The sequence below is a fragment of the Pseudidiomarina salinarum genome (assembly GCF_000753715.1).
Lineage (GTDB): Bacteria > Pseudomonadota > Gammaproteobacteria > Enterobacterales > Alteromonadaceae > Pseudidiomarina > Pseudidiomarina salinarum.
The window spans coordinates 37,294-57,318 of sequence record NZ_JPER01000005.1 but is presented as its reverse complement, the minus strand read 5'-3'; the positions used below and the strand labels follow the sequence as shown (position 1 = coordinate 57,318).

At 54.8% G+C, this 20,025-nt stretch carries 18 protein-coding genes; 12 read left to right on the top strand and 6 right to left on the bottom strand.

Annotated elements, in window-relative coordinates:
- Positions 1-67: 67 nt before the first annotated feature.
- A complete protein-coding gene (locus IDSA_RS09470) occupies positions 68-1,912 on the bottom strand; it encodes a M1 family metallopeptidase (RefSeq protein ID WP_034776319.1) in 1,845 nt (614 codons plus the stop codon).
- Positions 1,913-2,039: 127 nt separating this feature from the next.
- Between IDSA_RS09470 and IDSA_RS09465 the strand changes: the two genes are divergently transcribed.
- Genes IDSA_RS09465 through ruvX form a run of 4 tightly spaced genes read left to right on the top strand, consistent with a single transcriptional unit; the run spans position 2,040 to position 4,745 of the window.
- A complete protein-coding gene (locus IDSA_RS09465; RefSeq protein ID WP_034776317.1) occupies positions 2,040-2,774 on the top strand; it encodes a 16S rRNA (uracil(1498)-N(3))-methyltransferase in 735 nt (244 codons plus the stop codon).
- Between the two features lie 22 nt (positions 2,775-2,796).
- Positions 2,797-3,744: a glutathione synthase gene (gene gshB / locus IDSA_RS09460; RefSeq protein WP_034776316.1), complete on the top strand. Its 948-nt coding sequence runs from the start codon at positions 2,797-2,799 to the stop codon at positions 3,742-3,744.
- Positions 3,745-3,765: 21 nt separating this feature from the next.
- Positions 3,766-4,323 carry a YqgE/AlgH family protein gene (locus IDSA_RS09455; protein ID WP_034776469.1) on the top strand — a complete coding sequence of 186 codons (558 nt, stop codon included), beginning with the start codon at positions 3,766-3,768 and terminating at the stop codon, positions 4,321-4,323.
- The gene (ruvX, locus tag IDSA_RS09450; protein WP_034776315.1) at positions 4,320-4,745 is read left to right on the top strand and encodes a Holliday junction resolvase RuvX; all 426 of its coding nucleotides are present in this window, start codon (positions 4,320-4,322) and stop codon (positions 4,743-4,745) included. The genes IDSA_RS09455 and ruvX overlap by 4 nt, the downstream gene beginning before the upstream one ends.
- Here ruvX and IDSA_RS09445 read toward each other — a convergent pair.
- Positions 4,740-6,125, bottom strand: coding sequence for a PhoH family protein (locus tag IDSA_RS09445; RefSeq protein WP_034776314.1), 1,386 nt, complete (start codon positions 6,123-6,125; stop codon positions 4,740-4,742). The two genes, ruvX and IDSA_RS09445, sit on opposite strands and share 6 nt — an antisense overlap.
- 169 nt (positions 6,126-6,294) lie before the next feature.
- Here IDSA_RS09445 and IDSA_RS09440 point away from each other — a divergent pair, with 169 nt between their 5' ends.
- Positions 6,295-8,967 carry an SNF2-related protein gene (locus IDSA_RS09440; RefSeq protein WP_051986216.1) on the top strand — a complete coding sequence of 891 codons (2,673 nt, stop codon included), beginning with the start codon at positions 6,295-6,297 and terminating at the stop codon, positions 8,965-8,967.
- Positions 8,964-9,620, top strand: a complete 657-nt coding sequence (locus IDSA_RS09435) for an RluA family pseudouridine synthase (RefSeq protein WP_034776313.1) — start codon at positions 8,964-8,966, stop codon at positions 9,618-9,620. The genes IDSA_RS09440 and IDSA_RS09435 overlap by 4 nt, the downstream gene beginning before the upstream one ends.
- Here the strand turns inward: IDSA_RS09435 and djlA are convergent.
- From djlA to IDSA_RS09420, 3 genes are read right to left on the bottom strand one after another with little or no spacing between them, the layout of a single operon-like run.
- Positions 9,589-10,389, bottom strand: coding sequence for a co-chaperone DjlA (gene djlA, locus IDSA_RS09430; RefSeq protein ID WP_232221292.1), 801 nt, complete (start codon positions 10,387-10,389; stop codon positions 9,589-9,591). The genes IDSA_RS09435 and djlA overlap by 32 nt on opposite strands.
- Positions 10,386-11,108, bottom strand: a complete 723-nt coding sequence (gene murU / locus IDSA_RS09425; protein WP_332248933.1) for an N-acetylmuramate alpha-1-phosphate uridylyltransferase MurU — start codon at positions 11,106-11,108, stop codon at positions 10,386-10,388. Before murU ends, djlA begins: the two co-directional genes overlap by 4 nt.
- Entirely contained in the window at positions 11,063-12,067 is a 1,005-nt protein-coding gene (locus IDSA_RS09420; RefSeq protein ID WP_034776310.1) for an aminoglycoside phosphotransferase family protein, read from the bottom strand. The genes murU and IDSA_RS09420 overlap by 46 nt, the downstream gene beginning before the upstream one ends.
- Positions 12,068-12,176: 109 nt before the next feature.
- Between IDSA_RS09420 and IDSA_RS09415 the strand changes: the two genes are divergently transcribed.
- The 6 genes from IDSA_RS09415 to IDSA_RS09390 are packed head-to-tail and all read left to right on the top strand — an operon-like array spanning position 12,177 to position 18,756.
- Positions 12,177-14,453 carry an LPS-assembly protein LptD gene (locus IDSA_RS09415; RefSeq protein WP_051986215.1) on the top strand — a complete coding sequence of 759 codons (2,277 nt, stop codon included), beginning with the start codon at positions 12,177-12,179 and terminating at the stop codon, positions 14,451-14,453.
- A gap of 9 nt (positions 14,454-14,462) precedes the next feature.
- Positions 14,463-15,749 carry a peptidylprolyl isomerase SurA gene (surA, locus tag IDSA_RS09410; RefSeq protein WP_034776308.1) on the top strand — a complete coding sequence of 429 codons (1,287 nt, stop codon included), beginning with the start codon at positions 14,463-14,465 and terminating at the stop codon, positions 15,747-15,749.
- Positions 15,746-16,726, top strand: a complete 981-nt coding sequence (pdxA, locus tag IDSA_RS09405) for a 4-hydroxythreonine-4-phosphate dehydrogenase PdxA (RefSeq protein ID WP_034776306.1) — start codon at positions 15,746-15,748, stop codon at positions 16,724-16,726. Before surA ends, pdxA begins: the two co-directional genes overlap by 4 nt.
- Before the next feature lie 13 nt (positions 16,727-16,739).
- On the top strand, positions 16,740-17,549 hold the full coding sequence (gene rsmA / locus IDSA_RS09400; protein WP_034776304.1) for a 16S rRNA (adenine(1518)-N(6)/adenine(1519)-N(6))-dimethyltransferase RsmA: 810 nt from the start codon (positions 16,740-16,742) through the stop codon (positions 17,547-17,549).
- On the top strand, positions 17,542-17,910 hold the full coding sequence (gene apaG, locus IDSA_RS09395; RefSeq protein WP_034776303.1) for a Co2+/Mg2+ efflux protein ApaG: 369 nt from the start codon (positions 17,542-17,544) through the stop codon (positions 17,908-17,910). Before rsmA ends, apaG begins: the two co-directional genes overlap by 8 nt.
- A 9-nt stretch (positions 17,911-17,919) precedes the next feature.
- Positions 17,920-18,756, top strand: a complete 837-nt coding sequence (locus IDSA_RS09390; RefSeq protein ID WP_034776301.1) for a symmetrical bis(5'-nucleosyl)-tetraphosphatase — start codon at positions 17,920-17,922, stop codon at positions 18,754-18,756.
- Between the two features lie 7 nt (positions 18,757-18,763).
- Here the strand turns inward: IDSA_RS09390 and tyrS are convergent, their stop codons facing one another.
- The gene (gene tyrS, locus IDSA_RS09385; RefSeq protein ID WP_034776300.1) at positions 18,764-19,966 is read right to left on the bottom strand and encodes a tyrosine--tRNA ligase; all 1,203 of its coding nucleotides are present in this window, start codon (positions 19,964-19,966) and stop codon (positions 18,764-18,766) included.
- Positions 19,967-20,025 lie beyond the last annotated feature (59 nt).

Sequence of the window (20,025 nt, the reverse complement as noted above, 5' to 3'; positions counted from 1 at the left end):
GAGATAAAAATTGGGCGTAGTCTAACGAAACTACGCCCGGCTTTCTACATCTAGACGTCTAAAAGTCTTAACCGTCAGGATAAAGAAGTGACTCGGTCACACTTTGCGTCAGCGGGTGATACCCGGATTTCGCTTGCTGGTACACCTCACGAGCCCACTTCAGATTGTCTGCCGTGCGGGCTAGCTCCCGGTACAACGGCGCCACCAGCTTGTTGCGGCCGATAGTTAACAGATAGTTACGCAGCCGATCCCGTGCTGGTTCATATTTTTTAATGATAGACAGCTTTAACCAGGCATGCGCAATTTCAGCATTCTGACTATTGGTCAGATTATACTCGCTGTCGAGTCGCGCCATATTAACCGCTGAGATATCGCGCGGCAGATTATTGATAAAATGCAGCCACTCATGTGTGGTCCAGCCTTCGGTATTGAGCTGTGCGCCTTTGAGCCAGCGCTCCATCTGCTTTTCAACCTGCTCGAACGCATCAGACTCAGGCTTAGGCGCATCCTCCGGTAGTCCCGGCTGGTGAATCCACTCATCGATTTTGTCCTGACTGACTTTGTCCGGATGTTTGGCCAGTAACTCACGCGACAGATACTGCTTGAACTGCTCAGTCGATATACTCTGGAAGGCAAAATCATCAAAGTATTGCCGCAGGAACTTATCAAAAACCTCGCGGCCGAACTGCTGCTCCAGATACACCAGGAACAGCTGCCCTTTCACATAGGGGATCTGTGAGAACACATCATCGGGATGCCGCGTTCCCAATTCAATATTGAGTACGGTATCTTCTTTATCCAGTCGTTCCAGATCAGCCAGCAGATCCTGATAACCCAGCGCCAGCTCCATTTGTGCGCGGCGCTTACCAAACAGCTCCTCCATGATGCGGTTCTCGACATAACTGGTGAAACCTTCGTTGATCCAGAGATCGCGCCAGCTGGCGTTGGTCACCAGATTGCCTGACCAGGAGTGTGCCAGTTCATGGGCAATCAGATTAATCAGGCTACGATCGCCAGAGATAATGGTTGGCGTAATGAATGACAGACGCGGGTTTTCCATGCCACCGAACGGAAAGCTCGGCGGCAGAATCAGCAAGTCGTAACGGTCCCAGCGATAAGGCCCGTACAGTTCTTCGGTCACCTCAATCATGCGCGGGGTATCAGCGAATTCGGCAACGGCATCGTCGACGATGTAGCTCTCAGCAAATACCGCCACCTGATCGCTGATCGATTTAATCTCCAGGTCGCCGACGGCGATAGCAATCAGATAGGGCGGAATGGGTTGTGGCATCGAGAACTGATAATCGCCGCTGCGCTCGGCGCTCAGGCTGTTATCAGCGCTCATCACCGCCAGTAAACCGGCAGGCGTGATAACGCGGGCATTATAGGTCAGCCGCAATGCCGGGGTGTCCTGGATTGGGATCCAGCTACGGGCATGGATCGGCTGCGACTGGCTGAACATAAAAGGATGCTCTTTACCGGCCGTCTGCGCCGGTGTCAGCCACTGCAAGCCACTGGCTGTTGGTGCGGTGCGGTAGTGAATGCGAACCTGGTCAGCGACGTTACCAATATCAATGACAAGTTCCCGGCCGAGGCTCTCATGCAGTTCGCCCAGTTTATAGCTGGTCGCCTGCCAGCCTTGCTCAGAAATCAGCTCAACTTTTTCGATGGTCAGTTCGCTGGTATCCATGTGCAGCTTATCGACGTCCCCGTGGCGTACCAGGGTATAGGTAGCAGTACCATGCAGTTCGCGCTGGGCAAAATCCACGGTCAGCTGCAAGTCCAGGTGGGGTGTTTCCACCTCATCAAGTTTGGCATAACTGTGCGCATCTTCGGCGCGGGCCTGGGTGCTGGCTAAGGCACTAATCAGCACCAAACTCGTACACAGATTCATAAACAACGTTCGCAACATAGTCACTTCCTCATGAAATTAACGCCCTCATGATCTGCTGCCAGCCTGCTAAGGTCAAATGCTTTTGCCTGCTGACGCATGACGGCCCACTCTGGTAAGATGCAAAAAAATGCTTTGGAATCGATCTATGCGGATACCACGGATTTATCATCCGGCCTCAGATTTAACGCCCGGCAGCAGCGTTTCGCTGTCGGAGGAAGCAGCCAGCCATGTCGGCCGCGTGTTGCGTATGGAAGCCGACCAGCAGCTTGAGCTGTTTAACGGCGATGGCTATAACTATCAGGCCCGAATCACCAGCAGCAGTAAACGCGCGGTTGAAGTCATTATTGAGGAAAAACAGCCCAACCCCAGCGAGTCGCCCGTCGCCGTGCATCTTGGCCAGGGCATTTCGCGCGGTGATCGCATGGACTTTGTGCTGCAGAAATCCGTCGAGCTGGGCGTGACTGATATCACGCCGCTGTTTACGGAGCGCTGCGGCGTTAAACTGACGGGCGAACGGCTGGAGAAGAAACAGCAACAGTGGCAGAAGATTGTCATCGCCGCCTGCGAACAAAGTGGTCGCAGCCAGGTTCCTGTGGTTCATAAGCCGGTCGTGATGGCGGCCTGGTTCAGCGACCTCGCACCGGCACTGCGGCTAACGCTCGACCCCTATGCCGATAAGCCCTTGCGCGAACAGCAGCTGACGCAACAGCGGGTGCAGTTGCTCATTGGTCCCGAAGGTGGGTTCAGCGATACCGAAATAGCGCTTGCTGCAGAACACGGATTTTTGCCCGTAAGACTAGGCCCGCGGGTATTACGCACAGAAACTGCCGCGCTGGCGGCGCTTACGGTTATTCAGTATCAGTTCGGCGATTTAGCCTAAACAGATTGATTAAGGAGCAGCAATGAAACTCGCGATGATTATGGATCCGATTGCGACGGTCAAAACCTACAAGGACACCAGCTTCCGGCTGCTGCTGGAGGCGCAGGCGCGCGATTACGATTGCTATTATCTGGAGCTCAGTGATCTCTCCATTGTGGGCGGTGAACCCATGGCCCGCGCACGCGCCGTGAGCGTTCGCGATCAGCCGACTGATTTTTACGATTTGGGCGAGCCCGCTGAAGTGCCGCTCGCTGACTTTGACGTTATTATGATGCGCAAAGATCCACCGGTCGATAACGAGTTTATTTACGCTACCTATATGCTGCAGCTGGCTGAAGAGCGCGGCGCTTTTGTAGTCAACAAGCCGCAAAGCCTGCGTGATTGTAACGAAAAGCTGTTTACCGCCTGGTTCAGTAAGCATATGCCGGAAACCATTGTCACCCGCCGGGCCGAGCAAATTCGCGCGTTTCACGCCGAGCATAAAGACATTATTCTTAAGCCACTCGACGGTATGGGCGGTGCTTCGATATTCCGCGTGGGGCCTGATGGCAGTAATCTGGGCGTCATTATCGAAACCCTGACCGCCCATGGCACACGCTATGCCATGATCCAGCGCTACCTGCCCGCTATTAAAGATGGCGATAAGCGTATTCTCATCATCGACGGAGAACCTATGCCCTACTCGCTGGCACGGGTTCCCTCGGCCGGTGAAACCCGGGGCAACCTGGCAGCGGGTGGCCGTGGCCGGGCCCAGCCGTTAAGTGACAGTGACTGGCAACTGGCCCGGGCAGTCGGTCCTGAACTCAAGCGCCGCGGCCTGTACCTGGTGGGGCTGGACGTGATTGGCGACCGTATTACCGAGATCAATGTAACCAGCCCGACTTGCATGCGCGAGATCGAGGCCGCATATGATATCAATATCGCCGGCAAGTTATTTGCTACCATTGAAGGGTATCTTGCAAAAGATTAACCAGAGGTCTCTATGGAAACACTGTCGAACTTAGAAAATCATTTTCTTATCGCTATGCCGGGCCTGAAAGACCCTTTCTTTCAGCGTTCGGTGACTTATATCTGCGAACATAACGACGGTGGCGCCATGGGCCTTATCATTAATCAACCGGTGGATGTGACCGTTGAAGGCCTATTGCAGCAACTAGAAATTGTGGTGCCGGATAAATCAAAAGCACTGCAGCGACCGGTTTATGCCGGCGGTCCGCTGGCCCGCGATCGTGGCTTTGTGTTGCATTCTCCCGGCAAAGGCTGGCGCAGCTCGATGCGGCTGAGCGATGATATGATGATCACCACCTCCAAGGATATTCTTGAGGCCATGGGCCAGGGCAAAGCGCCGGAGCATTATTTACTGACCCTGGGTTATGCCGGCTGGGATCCAGGCCAGCTGGAACAGGAGCTGTCAGAAAACAGCTGGCTGACCATCCCCGCCGATGCCGATATCATCTTTAATACCCCGTCGCCAGAACGCTGGAAGCGCGCCACCGCTAAACTCGGCATTGACGTATGGCAGTTAGGCCCGGATGTAGGACACGCATGAGTCAGGTATTGGGCTTTGATTTTGGTACTCATAGCATTGGCGTGGCCGTTGGACATTCGCTGAATGGGACTGCCTCGCCACTGGCCGCACTTAAAGCAAAAGACGGCCAGCCTGACTGGGATAAGGTCGCGCGGCTGCTGGCCGAGTGGCAACCCGACTTACTGGTTGTTGGCCTGCCGCTAAACATGGACGGTACTGAGCAGCTGCTGACCGACCTGGCCCGCAAATTTGCCAACCGTCTGCATGGCCGCTTCGGTCTGCCGGTTGAACTACAGGACGAACGTCTGACCACAGTCGCCGCCCGCGAAGAGTTATTTGCCCGGGGCGGCTATCGAAAACTTCAGAAAGATCGTATCGACAGCGCCTCGGCGCAACTCATCCTCGAAGACTACTTTTCCCGGGCGTCCTCAAAAACCTCATAAGTTCTCTTCAGCATATTGCGCCAGGTTACTGCGCACCACGCCGTTGAGGTTAATGGTGGCGCTACCGGGATAATCCTTAAACCGTTCGACGATATAGGTCAGACCCGAGGTCACTGCCGTCAGGTAGTAGCTGTCGATCTGCGCCAGGTTGCCAGAACAGATAATCTTGGTGCCGGTACCACAGCGGGTAATAATGGTCTTCAGCTGTGAGGCGGTCAGGTTCTGCGACTCATCCAGTATCACGATGGCGTTCTGAATGCTGCGGCCGCGCATAAAGTTCAGTGATTTGAACTGAATATTGGCCTTATTCATGATGTAGTTCAGACTCGATTCCATGCTTTCATCATTTTTGTGCAGCACTTCGAGCGAGTCGGTGATAGCCGCCAGCCACGGCGCCATTTTTTCTTCTTCAGTACCCGGCAGATAACCGATAGACTCAGCGATTTCCGGCGTGTTACGGGTCACGATGATTTTTTCGTAAAGCTTCTGTTCGATGACCATTTCCAGCGCGGCTGCCAGCGCCAGCAAGGTTTTACCACTGCCTGCGGGACCGGTCAGGATCACCAGATCGATAGTCGGATCCAGCAAGGCATTCAGCGCCATGGCCTGATAAATATTCTTTGGTTGTATGCCCCAGGCGCGGTAGCTCATCATCCGCTCGAAGCCGATATCATGCAGGCGCACATAGTTGCCATCATAGGCAACGACTTTACCGGCAAACTGTTCTTCTTCATCGATCACGTACTGATTGCGGAACACCGTCGGTAAGACTTTTTGATCCACCTCGTGGAACGTCTCACGCCCTTCCTGCACGCTCGTAACCTCGCCCACGTGGCTCCAGAAATCACCTTCAATTTCGGCGAAACCTTTGGATAGAAAGCGGATGTCATCAATTAACTGATCGGTGCGATAGTCTTCAACACATTTAACGCCGGCACCTTTGGCCTTCAGACGCATATTGATGTCTTTCGTGACCAGCACCACTTTCTCGCCGTTCTTACTTTTTTGTAGCTCCAGCGCCGCCTGAATAATGCGGTGATCATTTTCGGATAAATTCAGCGCCGAATCGGTTTGTTTTAACTGATAGTCAGGATAAATCGCCAGCCGGCCCTCAGCCTGATGGTTGCCTTGTACGCGCGCTAGCGGAACGCCTGCTAATATCTCTTCAGGCGTGGCATCTTTTAGCGCATTTTCCAGCGAGCGGATGGCAACCCGGGCTTCGCGGCTAACATCTTTGTGGCGGTCTTTAATGTTGTCGAGCTCTTCGAGCACAACCATGGGGATAATGACGTTATGTTCATCGAAGTTTAAAAAAGCGAGTGGTTCGTGCAGCAGAATATTGGTATCAAGCAGGTAGTACTTCCGATGTTTTTCTGTCATTCGGGACCTCAGCAGCAGTGGTGTTCTATAATTGTTATGCACTTGCCTTACAGTTACTAGACTAGCGCAGATTTAATGAAAATGGTGTGAACATTAAATATTTTTTCGCTACCATGTGCGGCCTCATTATTATTCAAGTATTTAAGCAAGCACAACGGGCTCTATTTTGATGAATGAACGTGCAGCATCACCCCTTTTTACTGCCGGCCAGCGCTGGCTGAGCGAAAGTGAACTCGAACAAGGCCTGGGTCTGGTGACTCAGTTAGAAGGCCGCTCAGTTACTCTGATGTTCCCGGCGACCGGTGAAATCCGCCATTACGCCGCCAGTGACGCGCCGTTGGCGCGTTATCAGCTGCTGGCCGACGAGCGCGGCCAGCATGCTGACGGCTGGTATTTCCATGTTGAGCAACCGGTGCTTGATAACGGCGTTTATTCGTATCAGGGTACCCGTGAAGATACCGGTGAAGCTGTTGAAGTGCCCGAGGCGCAGCTGGCCGCACAGGTAGCCACTAACCACCCTTTGACCCGGCTGTTAGCCGGTAAAGCTGATCGGCTGGATATGTACCGCCTGCGCCAGCAGGCCCAGCAACTATCCCGCCGCTGGCAACAAAGCCCTGTGGCTGGATTATTAGGCGCGCGCGCCGACCTGCTGCCACATCAACTGTATATCGCCGCCAGTGTCGCCGATCGCTACCAGCCGCGGGTGTTACTCGCTGATGAAGTAGGTTTAGGGAAAACCATTGAAGCCGGCCTGATCATGCAGCGCCGGCTGTTGACTGGTCGCTCACAGCGCATTCTGGTGGTCGTTCCCGACAGCCTGGTACACCAATGGCTGGTTGAACTGCAACGCCGTTTTGCGCTGCGCTTCAGTCTGTTTGATCGTGAGCGCTGTGAACAGGCCGCGCTGGATACCCAGTCGGTTTTCAGTACGGAACAGCAAGTGGTGATACCGCAATCGCTGCTGAATCATCCGTTCTGGAGTCAGGAGCTGCTGGAAGTCAGCTGGGACTTACTGGTAGTGGATGAAGTGCACCAGATTGCCCCCAGCCAGAGCGAGTTCGGCTTCCTGCGCCAGCTGACTGAGGCTATTCCAGCGGTATTGCTGCTGACAGCGACACCGGAACAGGCAGGCCCTGAAGCACATTTTGCCCGGCTGCAGTTACTGGATCCCGATCGCTTTACCGACTTTGAACAGTTTCAGCAGGAACAGCAAGGCTACCGGCAACTCACGCCGCTTGCTAACGCATTGGCCAAAGCCGGCGCCCATAAGCTGCTGGATAAGCTCCTTGATCAGCATGGCACTGGCCGCGTGATGTTCCGTAATTCCCGGGCTCATGTCGGAGGTTTCCCGCAGCGCCAGCTCAAGCACTATCCGCTGACAGACGTCGCCGATGCGTTTGCCGCCAAAACCGACTGGCTGATCGATTTACTCAAAGCCTACCGAAATACCAAGTTTATTCTCATCTGCCGCCAGACTGAAACGGTACTGCACCTGGCCGAGCAACTACGGCTGAAAACCGGCGTCCACGCGGCGGTATTCCACGACCAGTTATCGCTGCTGGAGCGGGATCGCGCCGCCGCCTATTTCGCCAGCCCGGAAGATGGCTGTCCGCTGCTGATCTGTTCCGAAATCGGCAGCGAAGGGCGTAACTTCCAGTTTGCCCAGCACCTGGTCCTGTTTGACCTTCCCCGCCACCCGGATCTGCTTGAACAGCGGATAGGCCGGCTTGACCGGCTAGGCCAGCAGCATGACATTGAAATCCACGTGCCGGTGGTTGAAGATAGCGCCGACGCGGTGCTTTTTGCCTGGTATGAGAGCATGGATGCTTTTACCCGCACCAATGCCATAGGTTCGTTGCTTTATGATCGCTTTGCGGCTGAACTGGAGCCACTGCTTGATGCCCCGGCGGAAGCCGAGCCGATGCTGACTGAGTTGGCTGAAGCAACCGAAGCCGAGGCGGAGCGACTGCGCGCCGAGGTCGCCGCCGGCCGTGACCGGCTGCAGGAGCTGAATGCATTTCGACCGTATGCTGCAACGACGCTCATCGAAAGCATCGAAGCGCTTAATGAGAAAACCGAACTATCCGGCTTCATGCAGGATTTCTGGGCCCGTTTTGGTATCGATTTTGATCTGCTGAACGATGACAGTGGCTGGCTGCGGCCGACCGAACACATGCGGGTAAGTCTGCCGGGGCTGCCTGACGAAGGCATCACGGTAACCTTCGATCGCAGCTATGCGCTGGTCCATGAAGACGTCGAATTCCTCAGCTGGGACCATCCTCTGGTGCAACAAGCACTGGAGCTGCTGACCACTGACTCGTACGGCAGCACCTGCGTAGCCATGTTACAGAATCGCGCCCTTCCCACCGGCGCCTGGTTTATCGAGCTGGGCTTTAGCAGCGCTGCGCTGGCCCCTGCTGACCTGGTCATGCAGGAGTTTTATCCGCGCCAGTCGATTCGGGTATTGCTGGACAGCCAGGGCCGGGATCTGACCGACAAAGTCAAACCGGGCGCGCTAGATAACCAGCTGCAATTTATTGATAAAAAGCAAAGCCGCTTAATCCTGCGCGAGCTGCGTCAGGCTGCTCAGGCCGCAATTAAGCAAGCCTGGCCGCCAGCGGAACAGTTCCAGCAGGAATTACTTAATGAAGCGCGCCAGCGCATCGCCGCACAGCTGGATGCTCAGCATCGCCGCTTGCTGGAACTACAACAGCGCAATCCCATGGTGCGGGATAGCGAAATCGAAGCGGTTGCGCAACGTAAAGCAGCACTGTTGCAGGCCACTGAGCAGCCGGTGCTGCAGCTCGACTCGGTGCGCATTATGATTAACCTGCCCCAATGACGCTCATCGCTTATCACCCGCCAGTGCATCCCTGGCTGGTGATTGTGTATCAGGACGACGACATTGTGGTGATGAATAAGCCCAGTGGTCTGCTTAGCGTCCCCGGTAAGGCACCGGAGCACTATGATTCGGCCTGGAGCCGCCTGGCGCGGGTATTACCAACGATTCGCGTGGTACACCGGCTGGATATGGGGACTTCAGGGCTGCTGGTGTTCGCCCTGCACAAAACTGCGCAGGCAGCATTACAGCGGCAGTTTGAAAAACGTACGGTAGAGAAAAGTTATCGGGCCAGAGTCTGGGGCCGCCCGCCGGCTGAAAGCGGCTCGGTAGACGCGCCGCTGCGCTGCGACTGGCCAAACCGGCCGCGGCAAATGGTGGATGAGGCCGAGGGCCGTCAGGCCCTGACCCACTACCGGGTGTTGCAGCAGCATGAGCACTATGCCGATATGGAGTTAACTCCGGTTACCGGACGTTCCCATCAACTACGGGTACACATGCAACTGCTGGGCAACCCGATTCTCGGCGATAAATTTTACGCCGAAGGCGCGGCTTTTGCGGCGGCTGACCGGCTGCTTTTGCATGCCCAGCGCATCCGCTTCGACCATCCCACCCGCGGCGAGCCTATGTCGTTTGAGTGTCCAGCTGATTTTTAATCAGCTCGTAAGCCGCCTGGATTTCCTGCGCTTTCTTTTGCGCCGATTCACGCATTTCCGGCGGCAGCCCCTGGGCCGCCAGTTTATCGGGGTGATGCTTGCTCATCAGCTTACGGTAGGCCTTTTTGACCTCGCTCGCGCTGGCTGATCGTTCTACCCCCAGCACCGCATACGCGTTGTCCAGCTGGCTGGCCTGATCGGCGGCGCTGCCACCGCTATGCGCACCACCACGAAAGCGCTGGCCGGCCTGGGCCATTCGCAGCCAGTTGTCCAGCTGTGCCCGGTTAAAGCCAAGCGCACGGGTGATCTGTAGCAGCACATCATATTCAGCTTTATCCAGCTGACCATCGTGCAAGGCAACAACCAGTACCTGCTCAATAAAGAACTGCAGGATATCGCGGCGCCAGGCAAATTGCCGGCGGAACTTCTGTACCCGCTCAGTGAGTGGGTAATCACTCCGCTTGCCATCGCGAAAGGCTTCCTGAGCCTGGGCCAGGCCTTCGCCCGATAACCGCAGGTGGCTCATCAATGCCTGCACATAACCTATATCCTGCTCGGTGACCCGGCCTTTGGCTTTAGCCAGGTGGCCCAACACAGCAAACAGCGTGGTACTGAACTGCTGCTGATGGCCACCCTGGGTGCCGGGCCCGCCAGCCGCATGCTTGAGCGCATGATCAAACCAGTGGCCAATGAGCAGACCAATAAAAATACCGGGTATGCGCAGCATCAGAAAACCAAATAGCGCGCCTAAAACTTTTCCCCAAATCATGATTTCTCCTGTAGTTGCTGCAGGCGCTCCGGTGTACCGACGTCTGTCCAGTCGGCTGTAATCACATCAGCCGCTATCTGCTGCTGCGCGATGCCTTGTTCGATTAACGGACGCAAAGCCAGAACACGCGACTCCCCGGCTTCATAATCGGCAAAAAAAGCCGGATGATATAGCCCTATCCCGCTGAAGGTGTAACTTTGCTGACCAGCGCCCCGCTGCTGCAGTAAACCGTCCCGGACAGCGAAGTCACCTTCGGGGTGATGGGCCGGATTCGCCACCACCAGCAGATGCGCTGTCCGCCCGGGCGGCAGACGCGCGGGTAATTCAGCGAAATCCAGGCTGGTAAATATATCCCCGTTGATCACCCAGAACGGGGCGTCACCCAGCAGTGGTAAAGCGCGGATGATACCACCGGCAGTTTCCAGTCCGCCACTTGGCTCAGGTGAATAACGGATTACTAAGCCGAACTGGCTGCCATCCCCAAGATAGGCTTCGATTTTGTCACCCAGCCAGGCATGGTTAATTACGACCTCTTTGATGCCTGCCGCCGCCAGTTTACGCAGATGATGAACAATCAGCGGCTGTCCGCGCACGCTCAGCAAGGGCTTGGGCAACTGGTCCGTTAATGGTCGCATGCGCTGACCGCGGCCGGCTGCGAGGATCATCGCCTGCATCAGCGGGCTCCCGCCAGAGCCGGCATCACGGTATTGGCCAGCCATAACCGGTAGTCATCAAACTCCGGATACGCCGCTGCCACATCATGCAGATAACCAACCGTGCGCGGGACATCCTGCAGGTAACCGCCCTTACCATCGCGGTGATACAAACGGGCAAAAATACCGGCCGCCTTGGTGTGCCGTTGCAAACCCATAAGGTCAAACCATCGCTGCCACTTAGTCAGACTGACTCCTGCGTCAATGACATCCTGCCGCTGCAGCTCATTAAACAGGGAAGCGGAAAGATCGCTTACCCGTTTTTGCGGCCAACGCACGTAACAGTCACGCAACAGGCTGACAGCATCATAAGTGATCGGCCCTTTAACAGCGTCCTGAAAATCGATATAGGCTAACCGCTGGTCGGCACTCACCATGATATTTCGCGCATGATAATCCCGGTGCACGCCCACCTGCGGCTGCTCAAGCGCATTTGCCACCAGGGTGTCGCAAAACGAACGCCAGATAAGTTGCTGGTCATCATTCAGGCGTAGCCCCAGATGACGTTCAATCAGCCAGTCATGAAACAAGTCCAGTTCACGCCGCAGCAAAGCTTCATCATAGGCCGGTAGCGGCCCCTGTGCGGTGGCGGTCACGGCCATTATGGCCGGCAAATCCATCAGCGCCTGCTGGTACCAGTTTTTCATATTGGCATCGCTCAGCTCGCTGAGCAGCAGCACCGAGCCTAAATCGCTCAGCAGCATAAAGCCCTGTGCTTCGTCGAAGGCGATAATTTCGGGCACCGCCACGCCAGCATCGCGATATGCTTCAGCAATAGCCATGAAAGGCTGCAAGGACTCCTGGGGTGGTGGCGCGTCCACCGCAATCAGCGTACGCGCCCCATCGCGGGTGCGAAAATAACGCCGGAAACTCGCGTCCCCTGAAACCGTTTCTAAACGCCCGGCACTATGACCGGTTACTGCTTCACACCACGCCTGAAGCGCAAGTTCTCGTTGATTTTCCAAGGCGGTACCTATAATTCATAAAAACCACAGCCGCGCAAATGGCAGGCCAGCAAAAATTGCTTTATCATACCTTGCACAAGGTTAAGGACAAAATCAGGTATTATAATAAATGCGCAAATTTTTTCGGCGATATAACTGGGGGGCTTTGTTGCTTATTGGCAGCAGTAGTGTCGCCCAGGCTCAGGTACCGGCCGGGTCCGAGTTCGCCAGCGTCTGCCCGATCCCACAACCACTTATCGAACAGCCTTTTACCCCCATTGGTGATTTACCCTTAGGCGCTATCGCAGTGCGCGCTAACCGTGCCGACATTGACTCTGAAACCTCAGTCGCCTCATTTTACGGCAACGTTGAAGTACAGGTTGATGAACAACAGCTGCGTACCGAGCAGGCTCAAATTAATCAGCAGACCGGCAATATCGTTGCCAGCGGGCAAACCCGCTTTACTGACGGCTACTTGCAGGTCGCCAGCGAAAATTTCCGGCTGAACTCCGGCGAGAACCGCGCCTATCTGAGCGGTGCCCGTTATCAGGTTGCTGAAAATGGAGCCCGCGGCGAAGCCGACGTACTCTCTGTTTCACCCGGGCAAGTAACGCTGGAAGGCTCAACCTTTACCACCTGTCCGACGGATAATCCGGCCTGGCAGATGAAAGCCCAGACCATCAGCCTTAATGAAGAAGATGGTCAGGGTGAGGCCAGGCACGCTCGTTTCGAACTGTTCGGCGTACCCGTACTCTATATCCCTTATCTGAGCTTTCCGACGTCAGATGATGCCAAGTCCGGCTTTTTATTCCCGACTATCCGTTCGTCACAAAAGAACGGTTTTGAGTTTGAAGTACCCTATTACATCGCCATCGCGCCTAATATGGATGCGACTATTACGCCGCGATATATGGATAAGCGGGGTCTGCAGATGCAGGGCGAATACCGCTATCTGAGCGAAACCGGCGGCGGCCAGCTCAACCTGGCGTACCTGAATGAAGACGATAGCTGGCAGACGGACAATTCCCGCTATCTGTGGCGCATTGAACATCAGCAGGACTGGAGCCCGCACTGGCAATCCTATGTGAACGGTATTTTTATCAGCGATGATGACTACCTGAACGATTTTGGCAGCGATTTTGCTGGTCGCGCCGATGCTCAGTTGTATCGCCATGCGCAAACCAACTACCTCACCGACAACTGGCAGGTAAAAGTACGGATTGAAGATTTCGAGCTGCTCGGTAACTACCGCTCGCCCTATCGAACCTTACCGCAGGTTGCCAGCGAGTATCAGTGGCAGGACCCTAGGGGTCTGGATTACCGTTTGTTCACTGAAATCAGCCATTTCCAGAATCAGAACGACGATAATGACTATGCCACGCGGGTCCATATTGAACCTCAGGTCAGCTATCACGTTGAAGCTCCGGCTTACGACTGGCTGGCCGAGTTGAGTTACAGCTATACCCAGTATGATCAGAATGCCACCAGCCAGGGGCTGGCGGAAAATCCCAGCCGCGGCATACCTCAGCTACGTTGGCACGGGCGCCTGAACTTTGAACGTGATTTTATCTTTAATAACAGCGGCTATCGCCAGACGGTGCAGCCGCAGGTGCAGTATCTCTACGCGCCTTATGAAGATCAATCCGATATCGGGATTTATGATTCGACGCTGATGCAGGATGATTACCGCGGACTGTTCCGGGCCCGGCGCTTTTCCGGACTGGATCGGATCTCAGACGCGAACCAGGTCACTGTCGGTGCCTCAACCAGTATTTATGATCCGGCGTCGCGGGAAGTTTTTCGCTTTAGCGCTGCTCAGGTTTATTATTTTGAAGAACCACGCACCCAATTACTCAGTAGCGACAGTGCAGTGACCACCAACCGCTCGGATCTGGCTCTGGAAACCCGGTTCCGGATTGCTGAGCGGTGGTATTTTAACGGATCATTGCAATACGATATGGAACTGAATCGCACTCAGAAGAGTCAGACCGCATTAGAGTACCGCAAAGGACCGGTAAATTTGCTGCAGATAAGCCACCGTAAGGCGACCAATATTCTGGGCAATAATATCGAGCAGCTGGGCCTGCAATCAGTACTTGAGCTGGCTCCGCAGTGGCAACTGGCAGCCAACTGGTACTACGATTTGCAATACAAGCGTACCAACGATGGACTGCTTGCGGTACAGTACAGCGATTGTTGCTGGGCAATGCGGGTTGGCGCTTACCGGCGCATTAACCGCAACCTTGAAATACAACAGAATAACCCCGGGTTCGATGCGCCCGAGTTTGATAATGGCATCAGTGTGCAATTTATAATTAAAGGGCTGGGTTCTGATAACCGAAGTTTGCTGGATTTACTTGAGCAAAGCTTATTCGGTTACCGCCATCCGTTTCATCTGAGTAACTAGGTAGTATTCATGAATAAAATGTCTAAGTTTTTCTGTGTCCTGATACTGGCATCGGTCAGTATGATCAGCTACTCGCAAGAGACGCTGGATCGGGTCGCAGTTGTCGTTAACGACGGGGTTGTACTGGAGAGTGAAGTCGACCAGATGATACAACAAGTTAAAGCTAATGCCGCCGAGCGGGGAATGAACCTTCCCAGCGACGAGGTATTGCGGGTTCAGGCCATCGACCGGCTGGTGTTGCGCCAGTTGCAGTTGCAGATGGCCGACCGGATGGGTATTCAGGTCAGCGACGCACAGCTACAGCAGGCAATGCTGGGTATGGCCCGCGAAAATGGCGTGACCATCGATGAAATGCGCGAAGAAGTTGAGCGTTCGGGCACCAGCTGGGCGAATTTCCGCGAGAATATCCGCAACGAAATCATTACCGGTGAAGTCCAGCGTGGCGCCGTTCAGCGCCGGGTGTATGTATCACCCCAGGAAATAAGTAATCTGGTGAAGATGATGGCTGAAATGTCTGAAGACGAGGTGGAATACCGCCTTGGCCACATTCTGATAGCCTTACCTGATCGCGCCACAGCGGAAGAAGCACAAACCGCGCGCCGGAACGCAGAAGCCTTGCTGGAGCGGTTACGCGATGGTGCGGATTTCGCCGAAGCGGCGATTACTACATCATCTGGTTCAGCAGCGCTGGAAGGTGGTGATCTTGGGTGGATGAATATTAACTCGATGCCGACCCTGTTTGCTGAAGTAATCCGTGATAAACCAGCGGGTGAAATTGTCGGCCCGATTAAAAGCGGTGTTGGTTTCCATATTCTGAAAGTACTGGATACCCGCGGTATTGAAACCACGGAAGTTGAAGAAGTCAAAGCGCGCCACATCCTGATCAAGCCATCGGTCATTTTGTCCGATCGGGCCGCGCAGGAGAAACTCAACGAGATCCGTGCAAAACTGATTAGTGGTGAAGCAACTTTTGCCGAGATGGCCGCCGAGCACTCAGCTGACCCGGGTTCAGCTTCACAAGGCGGGGTACTTGATTGGGCAGAGCCTGAAATTTATGCCGATGCCTTTAAAAACGCACTGCAACGCTCCGATATCGGCGACATCAGCGAACCCTTCAAAACAGAGTTTGGCTGGCACATTGTCGAAGTCATGGATCGCCGCGTTCAGGATACCACCGAACGCAACAAGCAAAACCGTGCTTACCAGTTACTGTTCAGTCGTAAATATCAGGAAGAACTGGAAAACTGGCAACAAGAAATTCGCGACCAGGCTTATATCGAACAGGTCGACGAATGACAGTACGGCGTATCGCCATCACGCCAGGCGAACCCAGCGGCATCGGCCCTGACCTGGCAGTTATGCTCAGTCAGCGCAGCTGGCCCGTTGAGTTGGTGGTGATTGGTGATAGCGCTGTCTTAGCACAACGTGCAGTGCAACTGGGAATTCCCCTTACTCTGCACAACTACGATCAAGAGACGCCGGCACAGCCACAAGCAGCCGGCAGTCTCACTGTACTGCCGGTGCGCTGCCCCACAGCTGTAAGTACCGGACGTCTTAATCCCGTCAACAGCAGCTATGTAATCGAAACCCTCCGCCTTGCCGGACAAGGTTGTCTGGACAAAGAATTTGCTGCTGTGATGACAGGCCCTGTCCATAAAGGCGTGATCAATGACGCCGGCATCCCTTTCAGCGGCCATACCGAGTACTTTGCTGAACTCAGCTGCACTGAACTGGTGGTGATGATGCTTGCCACGCCGGGCCTGCGGGTAGCCCTGGTGACCACGCACTTACCGCTGCGCGACGTTGCCAGTGCCGTCACGCAGGATTTAGTAGAACGGGTTACCGCTATTGTGGACAAGGATCTCCGACACAAATTCGGCATTGAAAAACCGCGGATCCTAATCTGCGGACTCAACCCCCACGCAGGCGAGCAAGGCCACCTTGGGCGCGAAGAAATTGACCAGATCATCCCCGCTATTGAGGCGCTGCAAAGCCGTAACATTAACGTGAGCGGCCCCTGGCCTGCTGACACTGTCTTTCAGCCCCGCTACCTTGAACAGGCCGACACAGTTATCGCGATGTATCACGATCAAGGCCTGCCCGTGCTAAAATACAAAGGCTTCGGCAACGCCGTCAACATCACCCTGGGGCTGCCCTTTATCCGCACCTCAGTCGATCATGGCACGGCGCTGGATTTGGCCGGAACAGGCAACATTGACGCCGGTAGCGCACATTATGCGCTGCAATCTGCCATCGACATGGTTCTTAAATAAGACTGGTACATACATGAGTAAAAGCCATTTGGGTCACACAGCCCGTAAGCGGTTCGGGCAGAACTTTCTGCATGACCAATTTGTGATCAATGACATCGTCGATGCCATTAACCCCCAGCCGGGCGAAAACCTGGTCGAAATCGGGCCGGGTCTGGCCGCGCTGACGGAACCCGTAGCCGATCGCGCCGGGCACCTGACGGTGGTCGAGTTGGATCGCGACTTAGTCGCGCGACTGCAGCAGCACCCGTTTTTATCACCCAAATTAACGATTTTTTGTGGCGATGCGCTGAAAACCGACTTCCGCCAGTTCGCCGACGCCGGCAAATTAAGGGTCTTCGGCAATCTTCCCTACAACATTTCGACGCCGTTAGTTTTTCATTTAATGGCGCAACTGGATATCGTCAGCGACATGCACTTCATGTTGCAGAAAGAAGTAGTCGAACGGCTGGCGGCGGAACCTGGCAGTAAAACCTACGGCCGCATCAGCGTCAGCGTACAGCAAGCCTGCCGCGTTGAACCCGTATTGATGGTGCCGCCGGGCGCCTTTACGCCACCGCCTAAGGTTGAATCTGCAGTAGTACGCCTGGTGCCTTATGACGAGTCACCCTACCCGGTAAAAGATCGCAAAGCCTTGCATCAGATTTGCCTGATCGCTTTCAACCAGCGCCGCAAAACCATCCGCAATAACCTGAAGCAAGTGATGAACGACGAGCAACTGGAAGCGCTTGGCATCGATCCGGGCGCGCGCCCTGAGACCTTGTCCGTTGCCGATTTCTGTCGCTTAGCCGACTGGTACAGCACCCAACAGGAGACTCATGAATAGTATCGATATCAGTGTTACCACGCAGTACCTGGCATCACAGTCAGTTCCGGCTGACAACCAGTATGTTTTTGCCTACACCATCACCATTACCAATAATGGTACCGACAGCGTGCAGCTAATAGATCGGGCCTGGCAAATTACGGATGCAGAGCGCAAGGTCACGCGCGTTGCCGGTGAGGGTGTGGTCGGTCAACAGCCCAAGCTGGCTCCGGGTGAAACATTCAGCTACACCAGCGGCACCGTACTGGCGACACCATTGGGCTCCATGCAGGGGCACTACGGCATGATCGATAGCAAAGGGGAATCGTTTAAAGTGGCCATCCCGTCGTTCCGCCTCGCCGTTCCTAATATTCTGCATTAAGGCCGCGCGATGACACGCTATATCGTGGGGGATATTCAGGGCTGCGCCAGCGAACTCCGGCAATTGCTGGATAAAGCGTCCTTTAAGCCCAGCTACGACGAGCTCTGGTGTGTTGGCGATATTATCGCCCGCGGGCCGGAATCTCTTGAAGCGCTGCAGTTGATTCGCTCCCTCGGCAGCGCGGCTCGCTGTGTGCTGGGCAACCACGATCTTAATCTGCTGGCGGTGCTCTGCGGCGTACGCAAAGCCAACCCGGCCGATAAGCTGGATGCCATCCTGGCACTCAGTGAAGACGAACAGCGCGAGCTGATTCACTGGTTCTGCCAACAGCCTCTATTGCGAGAATCCCACGACCTGGTGATGACCCACGCCGGAATCTACCCCTGGTGGTCATTAACAGAAGCCGCCAACTATGCTGATGAAGTGTCCCGGCAACTACGCGAAGCCTGCGCTGACGACAACCTGGCAAGCTGGCTGACAGAAATGTATGGCAACGAGCCGGCACGCTGGTCAGATAAATTAACCGGCGCCGACCGCACCCGCTTTATTATTAATGCCTTTACCCGGATGCGTTTTTGTCACCATGACGGCAGGCTGGACTTCAGTGCCAAGGGAGGCCCTGAAACGGACCATCACAGCGATCTAATCCCTTGGTTTGAACTGGCCCCTATAACGGATAAAAGTCTGGTATTCGGGCATTGGGCTGCCCTGGAAGGGCAAACCGGGCGGGACGATGTGATTGGATTAGATACCGGCTGCGTCTGGGGCAATGAAATGACGCTGTTGCGTTGGCCTGATGGCCGGCGTTATAAACAACCGGCCCGAACCGAACTTCGCTCTGACTAAGTTCGAATTAGTTTAACGTAATGCGCGCGAACTTGCGCTTACCGACCTGATAGACAGCAGTCGAGCCGGCCTTAATAACCAGGCGGGTATCGGTAACCTTCTCACCATCAATCTTAACCGCGCCCTGCTTGATCATCCGCATAGCGTCTGATGTAGAGCCAACCAGTTCAGCGGCTTTCAGCACATTGCCTATAGGCATTTCGCCGTCATCGCTGGTCAGGGTCACTTCCGGCATTTCGTCGGGAATCGCATTTTTGCTGAAGCGCTGGATAAAGTCCTGTTCCGCGGCATCGGCATCGGCCGCACTGTGAAAGCGCGCGATAATCTCTTTCGCCAGCAGCACTTTATAATCGCGCGGATTCGCACCTTGCTGCACCGCCGCTTTGAATTCGTCTATTTCGGCCAGCGGAACAAAACTCAGCAGCTCGAAGTAGCGCCACATCAAATCGTCGGAAACAGACATGATCTTGCCGAACATTTCATTAGCCGGTTCAGTAATACCAATATAGTTACCCAGCGACTTCGACATCTTCTGTACGCCATCCAGACCTTCCAGTAGTGGCGTCATGATCACTGTCTGCGGCCGCTGGCCTTCGTCTTTTTGCAGTTCGCGGCCCATCAGCAGATTAAAGCGCTGATCGGTACCGCCCAACTCAACATCGGCCTTCAGTGCCACTGAATCCCAGCCTTGTACCAGCGGATAGAGAAATTCATGGATGGCAATCGGCTGGCCAGTACCATAGCGCTTTTTGAAATCGTCACGTTCGAGCATCCGGGCCACAGTCTGTCGTGCCGCCAGTTTGATCATGCCGGCAGCGCCCAGATCATTCATCCATTCGGAGTTAAAGCGGATCGTGGTTTTGTCCGGATCCAGGATCTTAAACACCTGCTCTTTGTAAGTTTGCGCGTTGGCAATAACATCGTCGCGGGATAACGGCTTACGCGTCACATTTTTGCCAGTCGGATCGCCAATCATGCCGGTGAAATCGCCAATCAGGAAAATCACCTGGTGGCCGAGATCCTGAAACGTCCGGAGTTTATTGATAAGAACGGTATGTCCCAGATGGAGATCAGGCGCGGTAGGATCAAAGCCAGCCTTGATGACCAGCGGTTTTCCGGTCGCGAGTTTATCCTTGAGTTCATCCTCAAGCAGAATCTCTTCGGTACCACGCGCTATGGCTGCAAACGCATCCGCAACTGAGTGAGTCATGTTCTGAATTCTCCCCGGAAAATCATAAAGCTGGCTACAAAAGTGGCATTGTATTCTAT